Source organism: Paraburkholderia sp. GAS333 (assembly GCF_050435665.1).
GTDB classification, from domain to species: Bacteria; Pseudomonadota; Gammaproteobacteria; order Burkholderiales; family Burkholderiaceae; genus Paraburkholderia; species Paraburkholderia fungorum_A.
Genome location: NZ_JBNDKS010000005.1, coordinates 70,081 through 92,819 on the forward strand (window position 1 = coordinate 70,081; position 22,739 = coordinate 92,819).

Annotated in this window: 19 protein-coding genes and 1 pseudogene; 12 read left to right on the forward strand and 8 right to left on the reverse strand. The window is 59.4% G+C overall.

Annotated elements, in window-relative coordinates:
* Positions 1–420 precede the first annotated feature (420 nt).
* From ABH945_RS25320 to ABH945_RS25335, 4 genes and pseudogenes are all read right to left on the reverse strand, one after another.
* The gene (locus ABH945_RS25320) at positions 421–1,920 is read right to left on the reverse strand and encodes a T6SS phospholipase effector Tle1-like catalytic domain-containing protein (RefSeq protein WP_429252339.1); all 1,500 of its coding nucleotides are present in this window, start codon (positions 1,918–1,920) and stop codon (positions 421–423) included.
* Positions 1,920–2,399: a hypothetical protein gene (locus tag ABH945_RS25325; protein ID WP_429252340.1), complete on the reverse strand. Its 480-nt coding sequence runs from the start codon at positions 2,397–2,399 to the stop codon at positions 1,920–1,922. Before ABH945_RS25325 ends, ABH945_RS25320 begins: the two co-directional genes overlap by 1 nt.
* Entirely contained in the window at positions 2,392–3,294 is a 903-nt protein-coding gene (locus tag ABH945_RS25330) for a DUF4123 domain-containing protein (protein WP_429252341.1), read from the reverse strand. Before ABH945_RS25330 ends, ABH945_RS25325 begins: the two co-directional genes overlap by 8 nt.
* A 188-nt stretch (positions 3,295–3,482) precedes the next feature.
* Positions 3,483–5,994 (reverse strand): annotated as a pseudogene (locus ABH945_RS25335) (type VI secretion system Vgr family protein).
* Between the two features lie 491 nt (positions 5,995–6,485).
* Between ABH945_RS25335 and ABH945_RS25340 the strand changes: the two are divergent.
* Together ABH945_RS25340 and ABH945_RS25345 are read left to right on the forward strand one after the other, a co-directional pair.
* On the forward strand, positions 6,486–6,788 hold the full coding sequence (locus tag ABH945_RS25340; protein WP_074767897.1) for an ArsR/SmtB family transcription factor: 303 nt from the start codon (positions 6,486–6,488) through the stop codon (positions 6,786–6,788).
* 95 nt (positions 6,789–6,883) lie between these two features.
* Complete coding sequence (locus tag ABH945_RS25345; protein ID WP_429252342.1) at positions 6,884–7,945, forward strand: alkene reductase; 1,062 nt, start codon at positions 6,884–6,886, stop codon at positions 7,943–7,945.
* Between the two features lie 110 nt (positions 7,946–8,055).
* Here ABH945_RS25345 and ABH945_RS25350 read toward each other — a convergent pair whose 3' ends face one another.
* A complete protein-coding gene (locus ABH945_RS25350) occupies positions 8,056–8,589 on the reverse strand; it encodes a GNAT family N-acetyltransferase (protein ID WP_429252343.1) in 534 nt (177 codons plus the stop codon).
* A 136-nt stretch (positions 8,590–8,725) separates the two neighbouring features.
* Here ABH945_RS25350 and ABH945_RS25355 point away from each other — a divergent pair, with 136 nt between their 5' ends.
* The 4 genes from ABH945_RS25355 (at position 8,726) to ABH945_RS25370 (ending at position 11,972) form a co-directional block, all read left to right on the forward strand.
* Positions 8,726–9,376 carry a VTT domain-containing protein gene (locus ABH945_RS25355; protein WP_429252614.1) on the forward strand — a complete coding sequence of 217 codons (651 nt, stop codon included), beginning with the start codon at positions 8,726–8,728 and terminating at the stop codon, positions 9,374–9,376.
* A 146-nt stretch (positions 9,377–9,522) separates the two neighbouring features.
* A complete protein-coding gene (locus tag ABH945_RS25360) occupies positions 9,523–9,975 on the forward strand; it encodes a MarR family winged helix-turn-helix transcriptional regulator (protein ID WP_429252344.1) in 453 nt (150 codons plus the stop codon).
* Positions 9,976–10,006: 31 nt separating this feature from the next.
* The gene (locus ABH945_RS25365; RefSeq protein ID WP_429252345.1) at positions 10,007–10,570 is read left to right on the forward strand and encodes an isochorismatase family protein; all 564 of its coding nucleotides are present in this window, start codon (positions 10,007–10,009) and stop codon (positions 10,568–10,570) included.
* Positions 10,571–10,634: 64 nt separating this feature from the next.
* Positions 10,635–11,972, forward strand: coding sequence for an MFS transporter (locus ABH945_RS25370; RefSeq protein WP_074767885.1), 1,338 nt, complete (start codon positions 10,635–10,637; stop codon positions 11,970–11,972).
* 107 nt (positions 11,973–12,079) lie between these two features.
* Here ABH945_RS25370 and ABH945_RS25375 read toward each other — a convergent pair whose 3' ends face one another.
* Positions 12,080–13,603: a CoA-acylating methylmalonate-semialdehyde dehydrogenase gene (locus tag ABH945_RS25375; protein ID WP_074767883.1), complete on the reverse strand. Its 1,524-nt coding sequence runs from the start codon at positions 13,601–13,603 to the stop codon at positions 12,080–12,082.
* A 407-nt stretch (positions 13,604–14,010) separates the two neighbouring features.
* On the opposite strand from ABH945_RS25375, the gene ABH945_RS25380 reads away from it, so the two are divergent.
* The gene (locus tag ABH945_RS25380) at positions 14,011–15,330 is read left to right on the forward strand and encodes a collagen-like triple helix repeat-containing protein (RefSeq protein WP_429252346.1); all 1,320 of its coding nucleotides are present in this window, start codon (positions 14,011–14,013) and stop codon (positions 15,328–15,330) included.
* Positions 15,331–15,387: 57 nt separating this feature from the next.
* Here the strand turns inward: ABH945_RS25380 and ABH945_RS25385 are convergent, their stop codons facing one another.
* On the reverse strand, positions 15,388–16,344 hold the full coding sequence (locus ABH945_RS25385) for a LysR family transcriptional regulator (RefSeq protein WP_074767879.1): 957 nt from the start codon (positions 16,342–16,344) through the stop codon (positions 15,388–15,390).
* Between the two features lie 279 nt (positions 16,345–16,623).
* Between ABH945_RS25385 and ABH945_RS25390 the strand changes: the two genes are divergently transcribed.
* The 3 genes from ABH945_RS25390 to aroQ all read left to right on the forward strand — a co-directional run bounded on the left by ABH945_RS25390 (position 16,624) and on the right by aroQ (position 19,695).
* Entirely contained in the window at positions 16,624–18,030 is a 1,407-nt protein-coding gene (locus tag ABH945_RS25390) for an MFS transporter (RefSeq protein WP_074767877.1), read from the forward strand.
* Positions 18,031–18,099: 69 nt separating this feature from the next.
* Positions 18,100–19,212: a Gfo/Idh/MocA family protein gene (locus ABH945_RS25395; protein WP_429252347.1), complete on the forward strand. Its 1,113-nt coding sequence runs from the start codon at positions 18,100–18,102 to the stop codon at positions 19,210–19,212.
* A gap of 45 nt (positions 19,213–19,257) precedes the next feature.
* On the forward strand, positions 19,258–19,695 hold the full coding sequence (aroQ, locus tag ABH945_RS25400) for a type II 3-dehydroquinate dehydratase (RefSeq protein WP_429252348.1): 438 nt from the start codon (positions 19,258–19,260) through the stop codon (positions 19,693–19,695).
* A 15-nt stretch (positions 19,696–19,710) separates the two neighbouring features.
* On the opposite strand, the gene ABH945_RS25405 is transcribed toward aroQ, so the two are convergent.
* Positions 19,711–20,805, reverse strand: coding sequence for a hypothetical protein (locus ABH945_RS25405; RefSeq protein WP_429252349.1), 1,095 nt, complete (start codon positions 20,803–20,805; stop codon positions 19,711–19,713).
* 226 nt (positions 20,806–21,031) lie between these two features.
* On the opposite strand from ABH945_RS25405, the gene ABH945_RS25410 reads away from it, so the two are divergent.
* Together ABH945_RS25410 and ABH945_RS25415 are read left to right on the forward strand one after the other, a co-directional pair.
* The gene (locus ABH945_RS25410) at positions 21,032–21,937 is read left to right on the forward strand and encodes a LysR family transcriptional regulator (protein WP_429252350.1); all 906 of its coding nucleotides are present in this window, start codon (positions 21,032–21,034) and stop codon (positions 21,935–21,937) included.
* A 130-nt stretch (positions 21,938–22,067) separates the two neighbouring features.
* Positions 22,068–22,712, forward strand: a complete 645-nt coding sequence (locus ABH945_RS25415; protein ID WP_429252351.1) for an HAD family hydrolase — start codon at positions 22,068–22,070, stop codon at positions 22,710–22,712.
* Positions 22,713–22,739 lie beyond the last annotated feature (27 nt).

The following is a 22,739-nucleotide window of genomic DNA, read 5'->3' on the forward strand; positions in this document are numbered from 1 at the left end:
CCATTGGCGAGTACGCAATGGTCGCAACGGTCCAGAGTATGAGGGCCGTTCGAACTCTTTAAAGATAGGTGCAGTTATGACAGTTGTCCGGGTCAGCGGACTTACAGGATCGTCTGGAAAAGCCAACCGGAATTCAGAAGTTTTGGCCCTCCGGGGTGACAGGGGCGGCAAGATCGAACTCATGACAAAGGGCTATACTGCAGACCTGATAGACCCGTAACCGTCCGACTATAACCTTCGCCGATTGAGCGTTGAGTTTAGGCAGCTTCATCAATGTTCGCCTACCTTGGCATCGGAGATGACCTGTGTTTCACACGGCATCCGAGCCTACTGGCTGATCCGTTCCCGCCCGGCTTTGGCCTGCTGCGAACATTCTCCTTTACGACGAACGGGCGCCTGTTATAGAACGCGGCCAGTGGGCTACGATTTTTGTTCAAAGACTCCGCGTGGTCGAAAGTAGCTGAACGGTTCGACATTCGCGACGAAGTCGACTTTGGAGTTGTGAATGTAGTGTGAAAAAAAATTAACAACGCTATCCGGAGCATTCGTCATCCAGGCATCGAGTCGCCATTTTTCAGGTTTGAACGCATAGAAGAATATTCGCTGTTCGGGCGTGCCCCTATTCGTCACGACGACATCACTATGGGTTTTCAATGCGTTCGCATAGGCGGGAGCTTCGAGGTCGATCGTCCCCCACATTGCATGCTTGATAGAACTGCTATCGAACGATTTTTGACCGACTAGTGGTTGCTTATTACGTGAAAGCGTACCGTTGCTTTCGTAATACGCTTTCAGATGACACTCCATATCGGCCTCAACAGACGTTCCCGGCGGATTGACTGCAGCGAGATAGCGTTGGTAGTTCTTCTGTGTTTCAGGCTTAATTGAAAAGCGATCAAAAATAGGAGAAAGGGTTCTTTTTATTTCTGTCAGTGACCATAACCGGACACCGGCCTTAAGAGCCTCCTGATGCATCGCCGTCATAGGAATCCGGGCGTAGTTTCCGTCCACATCTTGTTCATCTGGCCCATATCCACCGCCAATATCGGAATGCACCCCGGGGTAGACCTTCTCGGTCCATCCCCCCTGATACCGCCCATCTTCGCGTATCAGGTCCACCGGGAACGAATAACGGAGTTCATTGGCAGCGATGTAATGCACGCATCTTTCTACACAGCTTGGGATACGTAAATCGCGCCTTTCCAGGGGAAGCGTGATGTTGTGTGCAGGCAGGCCAAATGAAGCGACCGTATCGAACAACCCTAAAAAATTGAAACGGACTGGAAAGCCGTTTAGAGTCAACGAAACGTCTCCCTGTTTCTTGCACTTCCCGACCAGCATGTTCACGAACGCACGTGCGAGAGCCGCCCCACGAGAGAATCCGATGACCGATATGTTGATGACCTTGATAAGGCGATGTGCCCCTATCGTCTTGTTCATGTCCTCCAGACTTGCGTTCTTGTTCTTCTCAACGTACGGCTTGACGTCTCCTCCCATTTTCTTTGCATTAGTTACAAGCGCCTGCCGCAACGCCTGATTCATGCGGTCTTCACCATCAACGAGGCGGCGGTCGCCGCCCGCGCCGAAAGCGCCGCCGAAGAAACCTGTGTCCTCGAGCCAGACATCGGGTTTGTCGACCCAGGCCACTTCACTGTTGAACGGTGTGCCAACGCCACTAATATAGAACCGGTAAATCCCTTTCGACGGGTCCGTCATCGCAGCATCGAACAACCTTGCAACGTTGCTCCACCGTTGTCCCGCCGTATCGGCATCCCGATTGTTTCCGGTACCATCAAAGAAATAGGCTAGGTGAACAACATCAGAACAATCTTGCGTAGCCGTTGGTGGAGCTTTAGGCACGTCGCGCGTCGCAGCAGATATGACCTGCATCAACGAAGGTGGTTGGGGAAGCGAGCTCACTATTTTTTACTCTGCGGTTCGGGCCGTTCATCCACATATTCTTTGGATACTTCGGCGAAGGCCGTTTCATCAGGATATACATGCACTGTGAGAACTTTTGAGTCTCCGGGCAATTCTTGCAAAACGGCAGTCGCATGTACTCTTTCAGCCAGTCTCGGAGCACCTTCAGAGCCCCCAAGGGAGTACTCGATCATGACTGGGCCTGGTTTGACCTTTACGCAGCAAACTACCGATCCGCCCGCCCCCCCCGGATGGTAGCCCATAAAAGCCCCCCCAGCGTATTGACCATTAACCGCCACATCGTAGATAGCGCGGGGCCAATAGTTATAAATAGCAACATCGAGGTTCATGGTTTTCTCCGAACAGGCAGTCAGCGACAGCAGGATCATCAGGCTTGCGAACAGGCGACGTGTCAACGTATTTTTTACAACATCAATTCTCGATTTCATTTGCGCAATCTGGCAGGCATGATCATTCATGGGCAGCATCAATAGCGGGAATATCATGAGGGAAATTCTTCATGAAGTCGTCGAACGTCAATACTTTTTCTTTCACCTGGTTGAGTAAGTCTGCGACTTCCGGAAGGTTGTTAAACGACTCACCGTAAGCAAGCGCGATACAGCAGTAATTAACCAGGTCGCCGGTACCTTCCAGGCCATATCTGCGAGCATTCAGAATCTGAGAACGCACGAATGCGTACTGTGCCGGTTCGGGTATGCGCAGCAACAGGCCCGGCATGTTAAGCCGGATGTAGTACAGGACACTGTCCGGCACACTGGCTTCAACCAGTTCGTCAACCTGATGCTGGTCGAGTAGCAATGGCGGTTCGACAGACAACGCGGCACCCGCAATCGCTCGTCCGTTCCAATCTATTGATCGCAGTTGACCAGTTCGGTCCCAGTACCACCACGCGAGAACTGGGGCAAGAAAGGCCCGTTTCTGCTCGACCGTCAGCACCGGACCAAGAACATGCACGGTTTCATCTTCGGTGGCGCCGCACAGGACTGGCAGAATGACCGGATCCCAAAACGCAAGCGCCATGACGGTCCGATCTGGCAGCACTACATCGACGAACGCGGTCAAATGTCTGGCCAACGCCTCGAGCGACAGCATAGAAATCAGCAGCGTCGCGCATGGCACGAGGGACGCGTGCTGATCCAACCATTCGCCAGCACGGTGATAGTTCGCCTCGTCGATCCGGATCAGATGTGGCGCGACCGCTTGCACATCTGAACCTCCTTCCAGCAGGCATACCGTATTCGCCGAATCGAAGTGCAGCGCGGCCGGCAAGCTTTTTTCCTGAGCCGGATCGGCCAGAACATAGATCTGTGCATGTGGCGGATAAAGTGCCTCGAATATGCTTATGGCGTCCATATCTTCATTTTTCTTTTCTGTTCACGAAAGCCGCCCTGGTGGCGGCTCGTTGTCGCAAGCATTCCGCACAGGCTTCGGGTAGCGCTTTTTCCTGTGCCCGTGTTTTCTCCCGCGTCCCGTTCGCCATCACGTGAACACTCGCGCCTGATGCAAATCCCTGGTCGGCAACAGATGGTACGAATGGCAAATCAGACTCCCTTCGTGATAAACGCAGAGCGGGCAGCAGCGCGTTTCAACAGACACTCGACACAGATAGACTGCGGCAATCCGGGCAACGGATACGGCAAGTTTGTCGGCCCGGAGAACGAATGCTGCGAGCCTTTAATGTCTATCTTGCCCGGCGCGTGAATTTGAATGTTACCGTCCCTCATCCGGATATAGGCACCGCCCGATGTCAGCAGGATTTCCTGCTTTGCTGCTGCCTCAATCGATTCTGTCGCGGAGAGTAACTTCACCGTCTTCTGGGCCGAAAGTTCGATGTTGTCCGCGTGGGCCTGAATCTCCACTTTCCCTTTGGCTGCGAACAACTTCATTCCGGCGCTCTGCACGAACAGGCTGAGCTTTTCAGCAACACTGGCGAGCAACGATTTGCCGGCAACGATGTGCGTGCTCTGTCCACTCACGAGGCTGGTCTGCGCGTCGCTCGCCAGATGAACTGACTTCTGCGTGGACAGCGCAATGCCAGACGGACTGGCGAACAGCATGAGCGGCTCCTTGAACGCATTCACACTGCCGGCTCCGCCCCCGGCCGTGTTGCCACCCGTTGATGCGCCCGACACGCTGTTCTGTGTTGCATCGGTGAATGACTTCAGCGAATCGCAGCCGTCCTTGAGGCTTTCAGCTTGATGCGTGGTGCTGGCATCCGACATCGATTCAAGCACGTTTTCCGAATTCACCAGTTGTGCGATTGCCTGCTGTACATCCAGCGGCTGACTGGTGACCGGATGGGTCGTGACATACAACCCCTGACCGCCACGCACTGCACCATAAGCGTCGGACTTCAGATCGAACCCGCTGCCAAGGTATGGTCCCCGAGAGTTTCCGCTCTGATCGATCAGATAGCCCAGGTGCAAATGCGCATTCGTGCTAGTGGAATACAGATCAACCCGGTTTTGCCCCGTGGAGTCATCCATCACCATCTGGTTGTAGCCGCTGCCCTGATATTCCTTTGACTTGTAGCCTGACAGCAGGCCATTGGAATGCCAGTGCGGTTGAGTCCCGCCGTTATAGACGCGGCCCGTCACGAGTGGCCTGTCGCAGTCGCCGTCCACCCAGCCAACCAGCACTTCTTCACCGATTCTTGGAACATGCACGCCACCGTATCCGCCGCCCGTATCGGACATGGCAACTCGCACCCAGCATGATGCTTTTTCATCACCGCTATCAAGTCGGTCCCAGTGGAAGCGCACCTTGATCCGGTTCAGCGAATCTGTGTAGACCTCTTCGTTGGCTGGACCAACGACAATCGCGGTCTGCAAACGTATGTCTGGCTTGTGATGTTCAAACGGGCTGCGAAACGGCACGACCTTGCGTTGAGCCTCGATCTCCACAACGAGGAAGCCTTCACTGCCGTCAGCATGCCCGACGTTCAGCGACTCGTCCGAAGCGTGGCTCGCTCTAACCGTCACAAGTTCACCCCTCAGGCTATGCGGGAAGTCGGCCGAGCAACTGGACACGGGAAGGTTATTCTCAATGAACCATGCTGTTTCAATAATGGCGAACTGTCGGTTATGTGCACTATCCGTGCTGTGCTCAGGGTGATTGTCGAGTTCGAACCAGCGGCCGGCATCCGCACCTCGCAAACCGCCTGAGCCGTAAAAACGCTTTGCCTGCGATTCCCACTCCTCCATGCGGATTTTCGACAATGCATCTCCACAATCCTGCTTGCCGTAGGTATAGGCACCGGTGTATTCATACACTTCGGCCTGCTTTGGCAGATCACCCTGATTCGGCAGCGTGGGAACGTTTGTGCCCTTCGGATTCGACGGCAAAGCGGGTGCCTTGTAATCGAAGGTGCGGGTTGTCAGCGTCGTACTCTGCAGCGTGCGGGTGCCTGACCAACGCACAAGCGCGTCGGTTTCGCTGGGCGCGCCCCCGCGGTAAAACCCGATAGTTTGAGGTGCAAGCGGCGGAACCGTGTTAAGGCTATCCGTGACAATAAGCGTATGTGACCTGCCGTCGCTCGCCTGTTCGAAATATCCGAACAACCCTTCGGCTTCCATCAACCGGTGTGCGAAATTCCAGTCATTCTCGTATTGCATGCAGAAAGACCGCGATGCAAGCTGTTTGCTCAGGGAAAAGCGAAATGCGCCTCGTGCCTGCGGGTGCAGATTGAATACGTCGTCGTGCCTGCGGGTGCAGATTGAATACGTCGGTCAGAATTTCGTCGGCCGGTTTGTCCTGCCAGATTCGCGCATCTTTGCGAAAACACAGAAAATGCATCCAGGATGCAAAAGTAATCTGGTAGCTGGTGACTCCGCTGTCCGACCCAAGGCGGCGAGCAGTGTGCACGTACCCATGATGAGGCAGGTAGGACGCATCGGCCTGCTGGATCCACAATGTGACAGGCTGCGCGATCAGTGCCTTGAGTTCGATGCTGCCGCTGGTCGAGACCACGTCGACGGTGAACTCAAAGTGGCGGCCCAATCTTGAGCGGCCAACGACCCGCTGCGGGACCAGTACGTTCGATCCTGCGCACATATCCAGTTTGAGCAGGCGGCCAGTCTGCGATAAGCCACCGCCGATTGCACTGATCAAGTCTCGCGCCCCATACTGCCTCGCCTTATTCAATACCCGCCCCGTATTATCGCGATGATTTTACAAAATATTTTGTGATCAGAGAGAATTAATATTTGAATAAAATCTGGAATGAATTTAAATAATTCACGACCAATTAATGCATTTCGCATTTCACAAAATAATTCCTTGCTTTAATCGTTCGATTGAATTTACCGACGCATTGATTGGCCGCCTAAAAGGATCTCTTTAAGGTGTCAGAACGGACAAGGAAGATCTTGCGGCCGTCCACAGAAACTTGGCCGCTTTCCGTGTCCATCTCTATCGCCCCATCGCCAGTAGTGCCTTCTCGCATATCGCAAAAATCCGATATATGATTCGTCTTGTAGCGATGCAGATGTGTCGACGCCCATTCGCGCCGCACCTGCCCGTTGCCGAATACTGAAACGAACTCAATGACGCCCGATATCGACGCGATTCACAAAGCGCTGGCCAACCCGGTCCGCCGGGAGATTCTCGGCTGGCTACGCGAGCCGTACGCGCATTTCGCCGATCAGGAGCTGCCGCTCGACCACGGCGTATGCGCGGGCAAAATCGACGCGCGCTGCGGTCTGTCGCAGTCCACTGTGTCGGCCCACCTCGCGGCATTGCAGCGTGCTGGGCTGGTCACGTCGAAGCGGGTCGGTCAGTGGGTCTTTTTCAAGCGCAATGAGGCTGTCATCCAGGCGTTTCTCGATCATATGAACGCCCGGCTCTGAACACGTCATTGGCATCGCCGCGCTTTTTTCCTGATTTTTCATCAAGCAGTTTATTCAGGCTCGGGACTCGCGCCCGCCGCCAAAGGTGAATACTTATGCCGACTCTTTTCGATCCGCTGCAAATTGGCGACATCACGTTGTCGAACCGCATCATCATGGCTCCGCTTACGCGTCAACGCGCTGAAGAAATCCGCGTGCCGAACGCGCTGATGGCGAAGTACTACGCCGAACGCGCTACCGCCGGCCTGATCCTCAGCGAAGCAACGTCAGTCACGCCTCAAGGCGTGGGTTACGCAGAAACGCCGGGCATCTGGTCGCAGGAACAGGTTGAAGGCTGGAAGCTCGTCACGAGCGCGGTCCATGCCGAGGGTGGCAAGATTTTCCTGCAACTGTGGCACGTGGGCCGTATTTCGGATCCGCTGTTCCTGAACGGCGAACTGCCGGTCGCGCCGAGCGCAATCGCGGCGCAAGGCAATGTGAGCCATGTGCGCCCGGAACGTCCGTTCGTGACGCCGCGCGCGTTGGAACTCGACGAAATCGCCGGCGTGGTCGAAGCGTTCCGCAAGGGCGCGGAAAATGCGAAAGCTGCCGGTTTTGATGGCGTCGAAGTACATGGCGCGAACGGCTATCTGCTCGATCAGTTCCTGCAGGACAGCACCAACAAGCGCACCGACTCGTACGGCGGCACGATCGAAAACCGCGCACGTCTGCTGCTTGAAGTGACCGACACATGTATCGACGTGTGGGGCGCGAACCGCGTGGGCGTGCATCTCGCACCGCGTCGCGACGCACACACGATGGGCGATTCCGATCCGGCCGGCACGTTCGGTTATGTGGCACGCGAACTCGGCAAGCGCAAGATCGCTTTCATCGCCGCACGCGAGTCGCTCGGCGACGACCGCCTCGGCCCGCAACTGAAGAAGGAATTCGGTGGCCCGTACATCGCGAACGAGAAGTTCACGAAAGAAACCGCGCAACACGTGCTCGACGCAGGTGAAGCGGACGCGGTTGCCTGGGGCCAACTGTTCATCGCCAACCCGGATCTGGTGCGCCGCTTCGAAACGGATGCGCCGTTGAACACGCCGAATCCGTCGACGTATTACGCTCGCGGTGAAACCGGTTACGTCGATTATCCGACGCTGGAAGCAGTGGAATAAATCAGCACGCTGTAGCACCGCGCGGCGGGTATGACCGGACGATATGCCGGTCATACCCGCCGCGTTTTTTATGCGCGTCTAGTTGCGCAATAGCGTGCATATGCCATACATCACACGAGATCGCGGCGCATGAATACGCGCTTCGACTCATCGAGTCCTCGTGCGATATGCGCGTTGCGCCGCTCGATCAGTGCTGCATCGAGTTCGGTGAAATCGATATCGGCAAACCCGAGCCGCCGATAATACGGCGCATTCCACGGCACATCGCGGAAGGTCGACAGCACGAGTTGCTTTAACGTCCGCTCGCGAGCCAGTTGCGCAACCTGTTCGATCAATGCCGCGCCGATTCGGCGTCCGGCATGCGTCGTCAGCACATCGAGTTCCTGCACGTAGATACGCGTAGGCTGCGGTTCGAACATGACGAAGCCGACCAGCGCTTTATCGGCGTTGGAATCGACGGCGACGATGATCTCGCCTGTATCGATCTTGCGCTCGACCACCTCCAGGTCCATCGGCGCGGCATCGGCAATGCCTGCCATATCGACGCTCAAAAATCGCTGACCCGCTTCGAATTCGATCTCGCGAATCGACTGCGCATCGTGCAGTGCGGCAAAACGAAACATCACATTGGGTGCGTATTGCATGGGCTTTTATCGTGAGAGCCAGCTTTCGTGACCAGGTACACGGCTCCGGGATATTGACACTCCTGCTTACAAATACACAAGTGCGTAGGCGATCACGGCGCTACACTCATGAGATTCCGATTTCACTCGAGCCATGATGCATTTGATGCAAATCCTGCACGTCGCCCTGCATATCGACAGGCACCTGGGCGCACTGACCGCGCAATTCGGCACGACCGTGTACGCCATGCTGTTTCTCGTCATCTTCTTCGAAATCGGTTTTCTACCACTGTTCTTCCTGCCCGGCGATCCACTGATTTTCATTTGCGGCGGACTCGCGGCCACCGGTGCATTGAATGTCTGGCTCATCATGCTGACGCTATTCATGGCCACCGTTGCCGGCAGCATCGTCGGCTATGGAATCGGCCGTGCAATCGGCGAGCGGGCCTATACCGCCAACTACCGCTGGCTCAACAAGCAGGCGCTGCGCAAAGCGCACGCCTTCAACGAAGCGCGAGGCGGCCTGACCTTTCTGCTGTCGCCATTGCTCGCCGTCGTGCGCACATTCGCGCCATTCGTCGCGGGCGTTTCGCGCATGACGTTCGTGCGTTTTGTGTCATTCGTCTGCGCGGGTGCGGCGTTATGGATCGGCGCGCTCGTGACTGCGGGTTATCTGTTCGGCAACATGCCGCTGGTGCACGATCATATGAGTTCGATCGTGCTGCTCGGCGTCGTGGTCGGCGGCGGGTCGGTGTTCGTCGCGGCGCTGTGGCGTCTTTTCAATCAGCGCGGGCGGCGCATGCAGTGACATGCGCGGGCACATCGCGATGCCACGCACACCATCGCGACTCGCCGTTGCGACTCGTTGCGATCTTCTCCCCGCCCCATTTCATCACCTTGACTCGACCGAGATACGAAGGTAGCCTTCGCAGGTAACCTTCATATCATGTCATCATGAGCAAGAACGCTCCGCCGGTTGCGCCCGAAATATTGCATGCTTTGGCAGAAGATTTGCGTGTGCTGGCCGGCAAACTCCGCCGCCGTCTGCGCGAGGAGTCCCACGTGGGCGACTTCACGCCGTCGCAGGTGCAGGTCCTCAATTTGCTGGAACGTGAAGGTCCGGCAACGGTCACAGCACTTGCACGCGCCATCGGCATGCGTCCGCAATCCATGGGCGAGACACTTTCAGTATTGAAAGCTGCTGGACTCGTGAGCGGCGCTCCCGACCCCGATGACGGTCGGCAAACGGTTCTCTCGCTCACTCCGGCATTTCGCAAGAAGGTCAAGGCCAGCCGCGCGGCGCGCGAAGACTGGCTATTTCGCACTATTCAAACCGGCTTCTCAGCGGCCGAGCAACAGCAGCTCGCAACGGGCGTCGACTTACTCAAACGCCTCATCGACTCGTAATCTGTCATTCGTATTTCTCAGGAGCATCGTCATGGCACTCACTACTCTCGACGCAAAAACCGCACTCGTCATCATCGACTTGCAGAGCGGTATCGTCGCGCTGCCCGTTGTTCATCCCGCGCAGGAAATCGTGCAACGCTCGGTGGCGCTGCTCGACGCGTTTCGCCGTCATGGCTTGCCGGTCGTGCTGGTTCGCGTCACCGCAGGCGCACCGGGCCGCACCGACAACGGTCGCAGCACAGGCGATTTTCCCGCCGGTTTCGCCGATCTCGTGCCGGAACTGAAGCAGCAACCGTCGGACCACGTCGTGACCAAGCGCACGTGGGGCGCCTTCACGAACACGGATCTCGAAGCGCATCTGCGTGAACAGGGAGTCACGCAAATCGTGCTCGCGGGTATCGCGACCAGCATCGGCGTCGAATCCACCGCACGTTACGCAAGCGAACTCGGCCTGAACGTCACGCTGGTCGTCGATGCGATGACCGACATGAACGCCGACGCCCATACCAACAGCGTCACGCGCATCTTCCCGCGTCTCGGCGAAACCGGCACGACGCAGGAACTGCTCGACCTGCTGGAAAGCACGCGCGCATGACATTGCGCACGAGCGCTCGCGCCCGCTACTGCACCGTTCGGCTTCTTCATGTGAGGGCCGGCCGGTGACAGGCACGTTCCGTTCGCTGCGTAATTTCAACTATCGGGTCTGGGCCAGCGGCGCGATCGTCTCCAACATCGGTACGTGGATGCAGCGCACCGCGCAAGACTGGCTCGTACTCACGGAACTCACGCATCACAATGCGACTTCCGTGGGTATCGTCATGTCGCTGCAATTCGGGCCGCAAATGCTTTTGCTGCCTCTTACCGGCTATGCGGCCGACCACTTCGACCGTCGTAAGCTGCTGTTCGCAACTCAGGCGGCGATGGGGTCGCTGGCGCTGGGTCTCGGCCTGCTTACCGTCACCGGTCTCGTCCAGCTGTGGCAGGTGTACGTATTCGCGGGACTGCTCGGCTGTGTCACCGCATTCGATTCACCGGCGCGTCAAACTTTCGTGTCGGACCTGGTCGGCGAAGAAGATCTGTCGAACGCGGTCGCGCTGAACTCCACGTCGTTCAACGCGGCGCGGATGATCGGCCCGGCAGTCGCGGGGCTGCTGATCGCGTCAGTGGGCACGGGTTGGGTGTTTCTGATCAATGCGATCTCGTTTGTCGCCGTGCTCGGCTCGCTGCGCATGCTGCGTCTGCATGAACTGCATCTGAAGCCTCGCGCTGTACGCTCGCGCGGCAGTTTTGTCGAAGGCTTCAAATATGTGTGGACGCGCCCCGATCTGAAAGCCGCATTGCTGATGCTGTTCCTGATCGGCACATTCGGACTGAATTTCCCGATCTTTATCTCGACCATGTCGGTCACCGCGTTTCACGCGGGCGCGAGTCAATACGGGCTATTGAGTTCGACAATGGCGATCGGCTCGGTCACCGGGGCGCTGCTCTCGGCACGCAGAGCGAGGCCGCGCATGGCGCTCCTGCTGGGCGCGGCTGCTGTGTTCGGCGTGGGCTGCACAGTGGCCGCGCTGATGCCGAACTACGTGCTGTTCGGCATGGCGCTTGTCGTGATCGGCGTATCGACGCAAACCTTCACGACCTCGACCAACAGCCTCGTTCAACTCTCCACCGAACCCGCGATGCGCGGCCGCGTGATCGCGATCCTGCTGGCGATTGCACTGGGCGGCACGCCGCTCGGCGCGCCGGTCGTGGGCTGGGTCGCGGACCGCTTCGGCCCGCGCTGGGCGCTGGGGGTGGGCGCCGCATCCGGCATTCTCGCGGCGCTCGTCGGCCTGCTTTATCTGTACAAGTATCGCCAGTTACGCGTGTATTTCGAAGACGGACGGCTGCGCTACAGCATCGATGAACCCCGTCGCGCGCCGTCTTATGTCACCGTCAGTTCTTTACAGGCCGCCGTTTTGAACGAAGCCGAAGAGGACTCTTCTTCGGGCGTTTAAACGGTCATCTTCTCAACATTAAAAAGCCGCGCCTGACAAATCAGGTGCGGCTTTTTCATTGCATCAGTACCAGTACTTCACATGCCGTATCGCGCTTATCGACCCGCTTACTTCGCCACTGGCATCGTGAACTCGGCGCCTTTCGCGATGCTATCCGGCCAGCGCTGCATGATGCTCTTGTAGCGCGTATAGAAACGCACGCCTTCTTCGCCGTAAGCATGGTGATCGCCGAACAGCGAACGCTTCCATCCGCCGAACGAATGCCACGCCATCGGCACAGGAATCGGCACGTTGATACCGACCATGCCCACCTGAATCTGCCGGCCGAATGCACGCGCGACGCCGCCATCGGACGTGAACAGCGACACGCCGTTGCCGAACTCATGCGCGTTGATCAACTCGACGGCGCTCGCGAAATCGGGCACACGCACCACCGCCAGAACCGGGCCGAAAATCTCTTCCTTGTAGATCTTCATCTGCGTGCCGACTTCGTCGAACAACGTGCCGCCGATAAAGAATCCCTCTTCGTTCGCGACCGGATGCGCGCGGCCATCCACGATCAATTTCGCACCTTCCGCTTCGCCCGATGCGATATAGGCGGCCACCTTGGCCTTATGTTCGGCAGTCACCAGCGGTCCCATTTCAGCGTCGAGGTTTTCGCCGTTCTTGATGATCAGCGATTTGACGCGCGGCACCAGTTTCTCGATCAGCCGGTCGGCGACATTGCCGACCGCCACCGCCACCGAAATCGCCATGCAACGCTCACCGGCCGAGCCGTAGGCCGCGCCGATCAACGCATCGACGGCCTGATCCAGATCCGCGTCGGGCATCACCACCAGGTGATTCTTCGCGCCGCCGAGCGCCTGCACCCGCTTGCCGCGCTTCGACGCTTCCGTATGAATGTATTCGGCGATCGGCGTCGAGCCGACGAACGACAACGCGGCGACATCGGGGTGATCGATCAACGCGTCGACGGCAATCTTGTCGCCGTTCACGACGTTGAACACGCCATCCGGCAAACCTGCCTGCTTCAGCAATTCGGCGATCCGCAGCGACGCGGACGGATCGCGTTCCGACGGCTTCAGCACGAACGTATTGCCGCAAGCGAGCGCGACCGGGAACATCCACATCGGCACCATCACCGGGAAGTTGAATGGCGTGATGCCCGCGACGACGCCGAGCGGCTGACGCAGATTCCAGTTGTCGATGCCACCGCCGATCTGGTCGGTGAAGTCAGTCTTCAGCAGGTTCGGAATGCCGCACGCGAATTCCACCACTTCGATGCCGCGCACGACTTCGCCTTGCGCGTCGGTGAATACCTTGCCGTGTTCACGTGTGATCAACATCGCGAGTTCGTCGTGATGCTGGTTCAGCAGTTCCTTGAACTTGAACAGAATGCGGGCGCGCTTGATCGGCGCGGTTTCGCTCCACGCAGGAAACGCGGCCTTCGCTGCGCTGACCGCCGCATCGACTTCTTCAACCGATGCCAGCGCCACCGAAGCAGTCACCTTGCCAGTGGCCGGATTGAATACATCCTTGAAGCGGCCGCCTGTCGGCGCCACAACCGCACCGCCGATGTAGTGGCTCAACTGCTGCACCGACAACTGCGCCTGTTCGTTCACTGCATTCATGTCCTGACCTCGGGTTCGGGATTGACCACGGCGGATTGGAGGACCACGCCAGGTCGTAGGAAAAATTGACCCGCCAACTGTAATCGACGGCGCGGATCGTATTCCCGATACAGCGCAATAAAACCGCGCCTCACTGTGCTGTTTTGCAAACGTCAACTGTATTGGCCCAAGCCGCATTCAATTCATCAGCAACACGCGAATTCATTCACACGTTCGCTTAAATAAAAGCGGCCAAATTGCATTGATCGGCATTCTTTTTCAGATCAATTTGCATTCATCCGTCGCCATTTTAAAAGTGTAAAAACGCGGGAAAACCCGCCTCCAGTTCCTTACTTTCAAGCCGTTGACGAAGCTAGGTGCTGAAAAAATCAGCACCGTCATAACGACACACGAGAGCCGAGGGCAACATGAAGATTCAAACGACCGACGGTACGTTGCGTACCAGCTTGATCGCGGCCTCGGTGGCCGCGGTCCTTTCTCTCAGTGCGTGCGGCGGGTCCGGCGCGCTGAGTTCAGGAACCGGCAGTCAAGGCGGCGGCGCACTGGCCGCAGGCTCGGGCACCACCGGTTCGACTGCCAGCGCAGGCGGTTCATCGAGCGGGACGAGCGGCGGCACGGGGACGTCGTCCGGCGGCAATACGACAGGCAGTACGACGACACCCAACGCGCTGAGCCAGACCGTAGGCAATTCCGGCAATGTCGTCACCGACGCGGGCAACACCGTTTCCGGCGTCGGCACCGTGATCGGCTCGCAGACCTTGCCGGTCGGCGACGCACAAACCACCCAGGCCGCTGGCGGCATCGTCCAGAACGTGGGAGGCAGCGTCGCGACGCTCGGCAACGGCATCTCCGCCGGGCTGGGACAACTCGGCACCGGCACGGACGGAGTCGGCACCACCGCCGCCAGCGTAGGCGGCGCGGTCGACTATGCCGGCAAGGCGGTAAGCAACGCGGGTACGCTGGTCGGCAGCCTCGGCAGCGGCGCGCTTGCGCCGCTCGCGACCGTCACCACGCCCGTGGGCGGCGCCGTCGATGCGCTCGGCGGCACGGTGTCCAACCTCGGCACCTCGCTCAGCAGCGCGGTCACCACCGGCCCGGTTCAGCAGGTCACCAGCAGCGTGAGTTCAGCGGTCGCTCCAATCGAATCCGTGCTGGTGCAGACGACGCAAACTGTCGGCACGACCACGGGTCTCGGCGCGCCGGTCAACGGCGTGCTGGCCACGGTCGGCGGCACGCTCGACAAGACCGGCGCGCTGCTCGCGACCAGCGGCGGCAATCCGGTCACGGCAGGACTAGGGAGCGTCGTCGCCGATACGGGCAAGACGGTGGCATCGACGGGCGGCCTGCTGACGGGCGGCAGCAGCAACGGCATCGCCAGCACGCTGTCGGGCATCACGGCGGCAACCGGCTCGACGAGCGGCACCAACCCGGTCGCCGCACTGACTTCGACGGTAACCGGCTCGCTCAGCGGCGCAACCGGCGGCGGCAGCAACGCACTGACCTCGCCGATCACCGGCCTCGTCTCATCCGTGACGGGCACCCTTGGCAGCGTGACGACACCGGCCGGCTCGACTTCGTCGGGCAAGAGCACGAGTTCGTCGGCGAGCGTCACGGCGACGGCAGGTCTTTCGGCGACCACAGCCAGCACGACCAGTGCAGTCGGCGGCTTGCTCTCGCCTGTCACGGGCGCGGTGGGCGGACTGGTAGGTGGGCTCGGCAAGAAGTGACCCGGCGCTGAATGAAGCGTGCGAAGTAAAGCGGCGTGAACGGGGTTTCTCGCCGCTTCAAAACCCGCCCACGCCGCGCGTTACCAGCGCATAGGGGCCGCTGGTCAACTGCTCCCGCAGGAACTCGATACACACCTGAATCTTCGCCGACGACGACAGCCGCTCCGCCGTGACCGCCCACACATCGGCGGATTGCTGGTAGTCCGGCAGCACGCGCACGAGTTCGCCCGCGCGCAGGCTTTCGGCGACGTCCCAGATCGACACCATCACGATCCCGTAACCGTCTCGCGCCCATTGCACGACGATGTCGCTGAGATTCGACGCGACCGTACCAGTCACTTTGACGCTCTTCTCTCCGTTGGGTCCGGCGAGCCGCCAGACGCCGAAGCGGTCGTCGCGCCCACGAAACACGAGGCAGTCGTGCTGCGCCAGTTCGCCGGGATCGAGCGGCATGCCGCGCCGTTCGAGATAAGCCGGCGACGCACAAAGAATGCGCGCGCTCTCCACCATCCTGTGTGCGATCAGATGCGGCTCGTGCACTTCGCCCACACGTACGTCGATGTCGAAATTCTCACCGACAAGATCCGCGCGACGGTCCAGCAACTCGAGCCACAGCTCCAGATTCGGATGACGCTCGCGCAGCATCGCGAGAATCGGCGACACATGTTTGCGGCCAAGCCGCAAGCTCGTGCTGATACGCAGCAGGCCGCGCAATTCGGTGCGGCGATCGGCGAATGCGTCGGCCATGCCTTGCACGTCGTCGAGTATTTTCTGCGCCCACTGCAAAGCAGCTTCGCCGTCGCTCGTCACACTGACTCGCCGCGTGGTCCGCTGAAACAGTTTCACGCCGAGACTCGCCTCCAGCATCGCGATGCGCTTGCTCACATGCGAAGGCGACAAACCCATTTCCGTCGATGCCGCGATAAAGCTTCCCCGCCGGGCGATATTGCAGAACAACTGGAGATCGCGCAGGAAAGATTCATTATTGGCTGTGAGCGCATTCTGATTTTCCATCGGGGCGCATTGTGTCGGTGCAGAAGCACATTACCCTAGCCGTAACGAATCGATCGGGCAAGCAAAGCAGGCCGGACGCAATATTCCGGATACCCAATCAATGGTTAACCCTGTGCTGCATCCCGGCTCACCGTTGAATGCCGCACTGCGGCAAACCCGCTGGACAGGAAACCTGGGCCACATGTCCCGGAAAGTCCTGGCTTGCATTGTTGTGCTTTCAGGACGCCCAATGAGTCAGCCATAGAAGCTGATAAAAAACACTTCCGCTCAGGAGACGATATGGAAACGAATGCATCGCCGGACGCGCACGCACATCGCTCGCAGGCTCGCAAGGCGACCGCCAGCGGCTGGATTGGCTCGGCGCTCGAGTACTACGATTTCTTCATCTACGCGCAGGCCGCCGCATTAATCTTTCCCCAACTGTTCTTTCCCTCGGGCAACCCGAAGATCGCGATCGTCGCGTCGCTCGCCACTTACGGCGTGGGTTACGTCGCCCGGCCGATCGGCGCACTGGTTCTCGGGCATTGGGGCGACACGCACGGCCGCAAGAACGTCCTGCTGGTCTGCATGTTCCTGATGGGCTTCTCGACGATGGCAGTCGGCTTTCTGCCGACGTATCACAGCGTCGGCATGCTCGCACCGGCGATGCTGGTCGTGCTTCGTCTGATTCAGGGCTTTGCGGTGGCCGGTGAAATCTCGGGCGCCAGCTCGATGATCCTCGAACACGCGCCATTCGGACGACGCGGCTACTACGCCAGTTTCACGTTGCAAGGCGTGCAGGCCGGCCAGATTCTCGCCGCCGCCGTGTTCCTGCCGCTTGCCTACTACATGGACGAAAGCTCGTTCAATTCGTGGGGCTGGCGCATTCCGTTCCTGCTGAGTTCGGTCGTGCTGATCGCCGGTTACATCATCCGCCGCGAAGTGGAAGAAACGCCCGCGTTCGCCAAGGAAGACGCAAGCGGCGGCGTGCCGAAGTCGCCGATTGTCGAAGCGTTCCGTTACAACTGGGGCGACATGATTCGCGTGGTGCTCTGCTCGCTGATGAACGTGATCCCCGTGGTCGCCACCATCTTCGGCGCGGCCTATGCGGTGCAGGCGTCGTACGGCATCGGCTTTTCGAAGAGCGTGTATCTGTGGATTCCGGTGGTCGGCAACATCGTCGCCGTGCTGGTGATTCCTTATGTGGGCAATCTGTCGGACCGGATCGGCCGCCGCCTGCCGATCATCGTCGGCGCGCTCGGCGCGGGTCTGCTCTCGTTCGGTTACCTGTACGCGATCAGCATCCATAACGTGCCGCTCGCGATGGTGATGTCGATCCTCATGTGGGGCGTCATCTATCAGGGCTATAACGCGACCTTCCCGAGCTTCTACCCGGAACTGTTCCCGACCCGCTCGCGAGTGTCCGCGATGGCGATCGGCCAGAACATCGGCACCACGATCACCGCGCTTCTGCCCGCGCTGTTCGCGTATGTCGCGCCGCCGGGATCGAACAACGTGCCGCTCACCATCGGCGCGATTACGTTCGGCATCTGCGTGATATCGGCGGTGACGGCATGGACCGCACGAGAAAACTTCCGCGTCAAACTGAGCGATCTCGGCGAACCCAATGCGGTTCCTATCGACAAGCACAGCTACGACGCATTGCGCGCGGAGACCATGGCCGAAGCGAAGAAGGCACTCGCCTGAGGTTCAGGTCTCGCTGCTCAACCGCAAGCTCACCGTGCCGCCTGCCCGGCGGCCTGAAGGAACTGCTCCATGAACCGAACCCGGATCGCCGTGGCCGGCGCGGGCTATATCGGCCGCGCTCATATGGCCGTCGCGCAGCAAAGCGGGACCTGCACGCTGTCGGCCATTGTCGACCCGTCGTCGACGGCGGCCGCGCTCGCTGCCGAGGCCGGCGTTCCGCTTTACCGTACGCTCGACGAGCTGCTCGAACGGGATCGCCCGGATGGCGTCATTCTCGCCACGCCGAACCAGTTGCATGTGGAGCATGCGCAGGTTTGTCTCGCGGCCGGCATACCGACGCTGCTCGAAAAGCCGATAGCGTCGACGGTCGAAGAGGCCGAAACGCTCGTCGCGGAAGTCGAGCGCTGCGGTGTGCCGTTGCTGATCGGCCATCACCGCGCGCATAGCCCGATCATGGCGCGGGCGCGGCAATTGATCGACGAAGGCAGGCTTGGCAAACTGGTCGCGGTGATGGGCAGCGCGGTTTTTTTCAAACCGGATGAGTACTTCTCGGGCGCCGAATGGCGACGCAAGGCCGGCGGCGGCCCGATTCTGCTGAATATGATTCACGAGGTGCACAACCTGCGCATGTTGTGCGGCGATATCGTCGCGGTGCAGGCGTTTTCATCGCATGCGACGCGCGGCTTTCCGGTCGAAGATACGGTAGCGATCAACCTGCGTTTCGCGAACGGCGCGCTAGGCAGTTTCATGCTGTCGGACACGGCTGCAAGTGCGCGCAGTTGGGAACAGACATCGCAGGAAAACAAGGCTTATCCGTCGTATGCGGATGAAGATTGTTACGTGATTGCAGGCACATTCGGCTCGCTCGCCGTGCCGACCATGCGCCTGAAAACGTATGACAAAGCGGAAGACCGCTCGTGGTGGAAGCCGTTCGACGTGAGTGTCGCCGACATGACGCGCGACGATCCATTGAAGCTTCAACTGGAGCATTTCGGGCGAGTGGTTCGCGGCGAGACTGCGCCGCTAGTCAGCGCTCGCGACGGCTTGCAGAATCTGCGGATTACCGAGGCAATCGTGCACGCGGCCAATGCGGGAGCGGTTGTCGATACCGCGCCCGAAGTTGCGGTGAACTCCGCGGTGAACCCGGCAGTGAACTCCGCCGCGCATTCCGCTGTCCATTAACGCAGTGCGGCTCGCGCCGCCGACTTCACTCTTCCGGGACACTCGATGAAAACATTCGTGATGCTGCACGGCATCAACCACAATATGTTCGGCAAGCGCGATCCCGCGCAATACGGCACGGTAACGCTCGCTGAAATCGACAGCAAACTTCATGCACTGGGCAAGGAACTGGGCGTGCAGGTCGAGAGCTTTCAGACCAATAGCGAAGCCGCGATGTGCGAACGCATTCACCAGGCATTCACCGATAACGCCGACGGCGTGCTGATCAACGCCGGTGCATGGACCCACTACAGCTACGGCATTCGCGACGCACTCGCCATTCTGACAGTGCCGGTAGTGGAGATTCACATGTCCAACATTCACGCGCGTGAAGCGTTCCGGCATGTGTCAGTGTTCGCGGAAATCGTCAAGGGACAGATTTGCGGCTTCGGCGTGGACAGTTATCTATTGGGATTGCGGGCGGCGGTGTCTGCGGCAGGATAAGCAATCGCCAGATAGTTAGCGCCATTGGTCGGTCAGTTCGTTGGCCAGCACCATCTTCTCGCGAATCACGTCGACCAACGCGGCATCGAGACCGCCCTGGCTCTTCAGGAATTTAAGCGCGGCGGAATGCACGGCGCGCATCGAGCGTCCATCGATTCCGGCAATACGCGACGCGCTGCGGCGCGTCTCTTCAACCAGGTCGCGCGCGTTGCCGAAGTCCGGCGACAAACCGCTCTGCGCGTGAAATCCGGCGCGCAAGCCGGCCGCGTAGTCGCGCGACTGCCCCAACCTGTCGATATCGACGAGCAGATCGACGCCCTCCGCCATCCGCAGCGCGCACAGCGTCCACAACGCGACAAACGCGCGATAGGCGTTATTGCCTTCCGCGGTGCGCGCGTATTGCTCGCACGCCATCGCGTAGGCATCGTCCGTCATCGACGACGACGGCGGCAAGCTCACGCTACACGCCTCGACAACCTGCCGCACGAGCGGGTCCAACAGATTCAACCCGAGCACGCGAAACGGCGCGGCGACAAAAAACGGATTGCCCCACTGCTGACTGAGCAGCCAGCCCGACGCAAACTGCGACGCCGGATTTCTCAACACGCCAACATGCATCGCATCGGGAAACGCGCCTTTGAGCCAGGGCAACCGCCCTGACGAACGGCAAAACTTGAAGACCGGCACGCTGCTCTGCTCGACCGTGCGCGCGCACAAGTTACGCAGATACGCCTGCAACGCCGGGAAATCCGCATCCGGTTCACGGGAGAAGCGATCAATGCTGAAGCGCTTGCGATAGCCAGTCACACCGCGCGCGCCATCCTGAAGAAACGGGCGATATTCGTCGAAATACGGCGCGTCGAGCGGCGGGTGTCCTGACGTAAGCGTGGGACGCGACGCGGCGACGTCGGCCGGGCTCAGGTCGGCGAGAACATTGCTGAGCGGCTCATAGAAACCGGTCGCCCCCTCCAGCTCACGCAGACGCGACCATACCCACGTTCCGGCACTGCGCCAACCTGTATGCAGAAATACTGCCTGTTTCACGGCACTTTTTTGCGTGGCATGATCGGCGGAGTTTGCCGGATCGTTAGCGGAGTTGGGCAACGACATGGGACTTCTCTTCAAATGGAAATGACAACGAGTCGATGGAAAGCATTAGCCGCCAAGCGACGCTCTAGAAGCGCGTACTTTAACGAACCAGGCTGTCGGCTGCGTTACGGAAACAATACTTTACCTTGCGATACCCGCGCGCATTCGCGAACGCGCACACGGTAAGCATGGAACAGCTCGCCCAAAGCCATTATGCTGCCAGATTCCGCACTCGAAAATTGCTGACATGAACGATTCGGCCGATATCCGCTTTCTGTTGACCATCCGCGAAAGTGGCAGCCTGATCGCCGCAGCACGCAAGCTGGGACTCTCGCCCTCTGCGATCACACAACGCCTGCAGCAACTCGAAAAGAAACTCGGCGCGCAACTGGTGAACCGCACCGCTCGCCGCCTGCAATTTACCGAGGAAGGCATGCTGCTGTGCGAACGCGGCGCCGAACTCATCGAGCAGTTCGACTCGCTGTTCGACGACTTGCAGATGCGCCGCAACGGCCTGGTCGGCACGCTGAAAATCAACGCACCGCTAGGGTTCGGGCGACGCCATCTCGCGCCCGCGATCGGCGAGTTCCAGCAGCAGAACCCGGATATCGACGTTTCGCTCACGCTGTCCGATCAGCCATTGACCGACACGATGGACCGCTTCGATATCGTCGTGCATATCGGCGAGTTGCCGCTGTCGAATCGTGTCGGCTACGCAATCGCACCAAATGCGCGCTTCGTCTGCGCAGCGCCCGGTCTGGTCAAACGCCTGGGCATGCCGGAATCGCCGGATGAATTGGGCAGGCTGCCGTGCATCGTGCTGCGCGAGAACAACGAAGATGTGACGCTATGGCAGTTCAGCAAGGGGCGCACCCGCCGCAGCGTACGCGTTTCCGCTCACCTGAGTTGCAACGACGGCGACGTGATCCGTCAATGGGCCTGCGAAGGGCGCGGCGTGATTCTGCGTTCCGAATGGGACGTCGCCGACGACATCGCCCGGGGAAAGCTCGTGCGTTTGCTGCCTGGATGGAAAGCGCCCGACGCCAACGTGATAGCGCTTACGCACCAGAGAGCGGGCTTGCCCGCGCGGACCCGTCATTTCATGCAGTTTCTGCAGAGCCGCTTCAAGCCGGTTCCTCCGTGGAGACGATAAAGCCAGCAATACGCCAACGCCGTCATTCAGTTTGACTGAATCTATGAGTTAGTCACTGTGAACTTCATTCCGCGGATCGAACTTTATAATGGGTTCACTGTTCACAGCCGGTCAAAGTGAAATAGCCGTCATGACTTCCACCTTGTACCCCAAAGCCGTTCTGTTCGACCTTCTGACCGCCCTGCTCGATTCCTGGACTTCGTGGAATCACGCAGCAGGGTCCGAAGAATCGGGCCGCGCATGGCGAGCCGCCTATTTGCGTCTGACATATGGCTGCGGTCGCTACATTCCATATGAACAACTGGTGCGCGACGCGGCCGCGGAAGTAGGACTGCCCGAATCTGCGGCACTCGCGCTCGAAGCTGCCTGGCGGAAACTCACGCCATGGCAAGGTGCTACCGATGCATTACAGGCGCTCGCGCCGCATTGCAAACTCGCGGTCGTCACCAACTGCTCGACGCGGTTAGGTTCGCAGGCGGCGAACATTTTCCCTGTCAGTTGGGATGCGATCGTGACGGCCGAAGAAGCGGGCGTCTATAAACCGGACCCGCAACCGTACCGTCTCGCACTCGACAAACTCGGTGTAGAAGCGCACGAAGCCGCTTTCGTCGCCGGTTCCAGTTATGACATGTTCGGTACCGCTGCGGTCGGCTTGCGCACATACTGGCACAACCACGTCGGCTTGCCGCTCGTCGCGGGCGCGCAAGCCCCGGAGATCGAGGCGCCTACGCTCGACCAGCTGCTCCCGTGGCTCGGCCGCTTCGGCGGCCTGTGAGTCCAAAACCACCTTATTTCCCGGTGA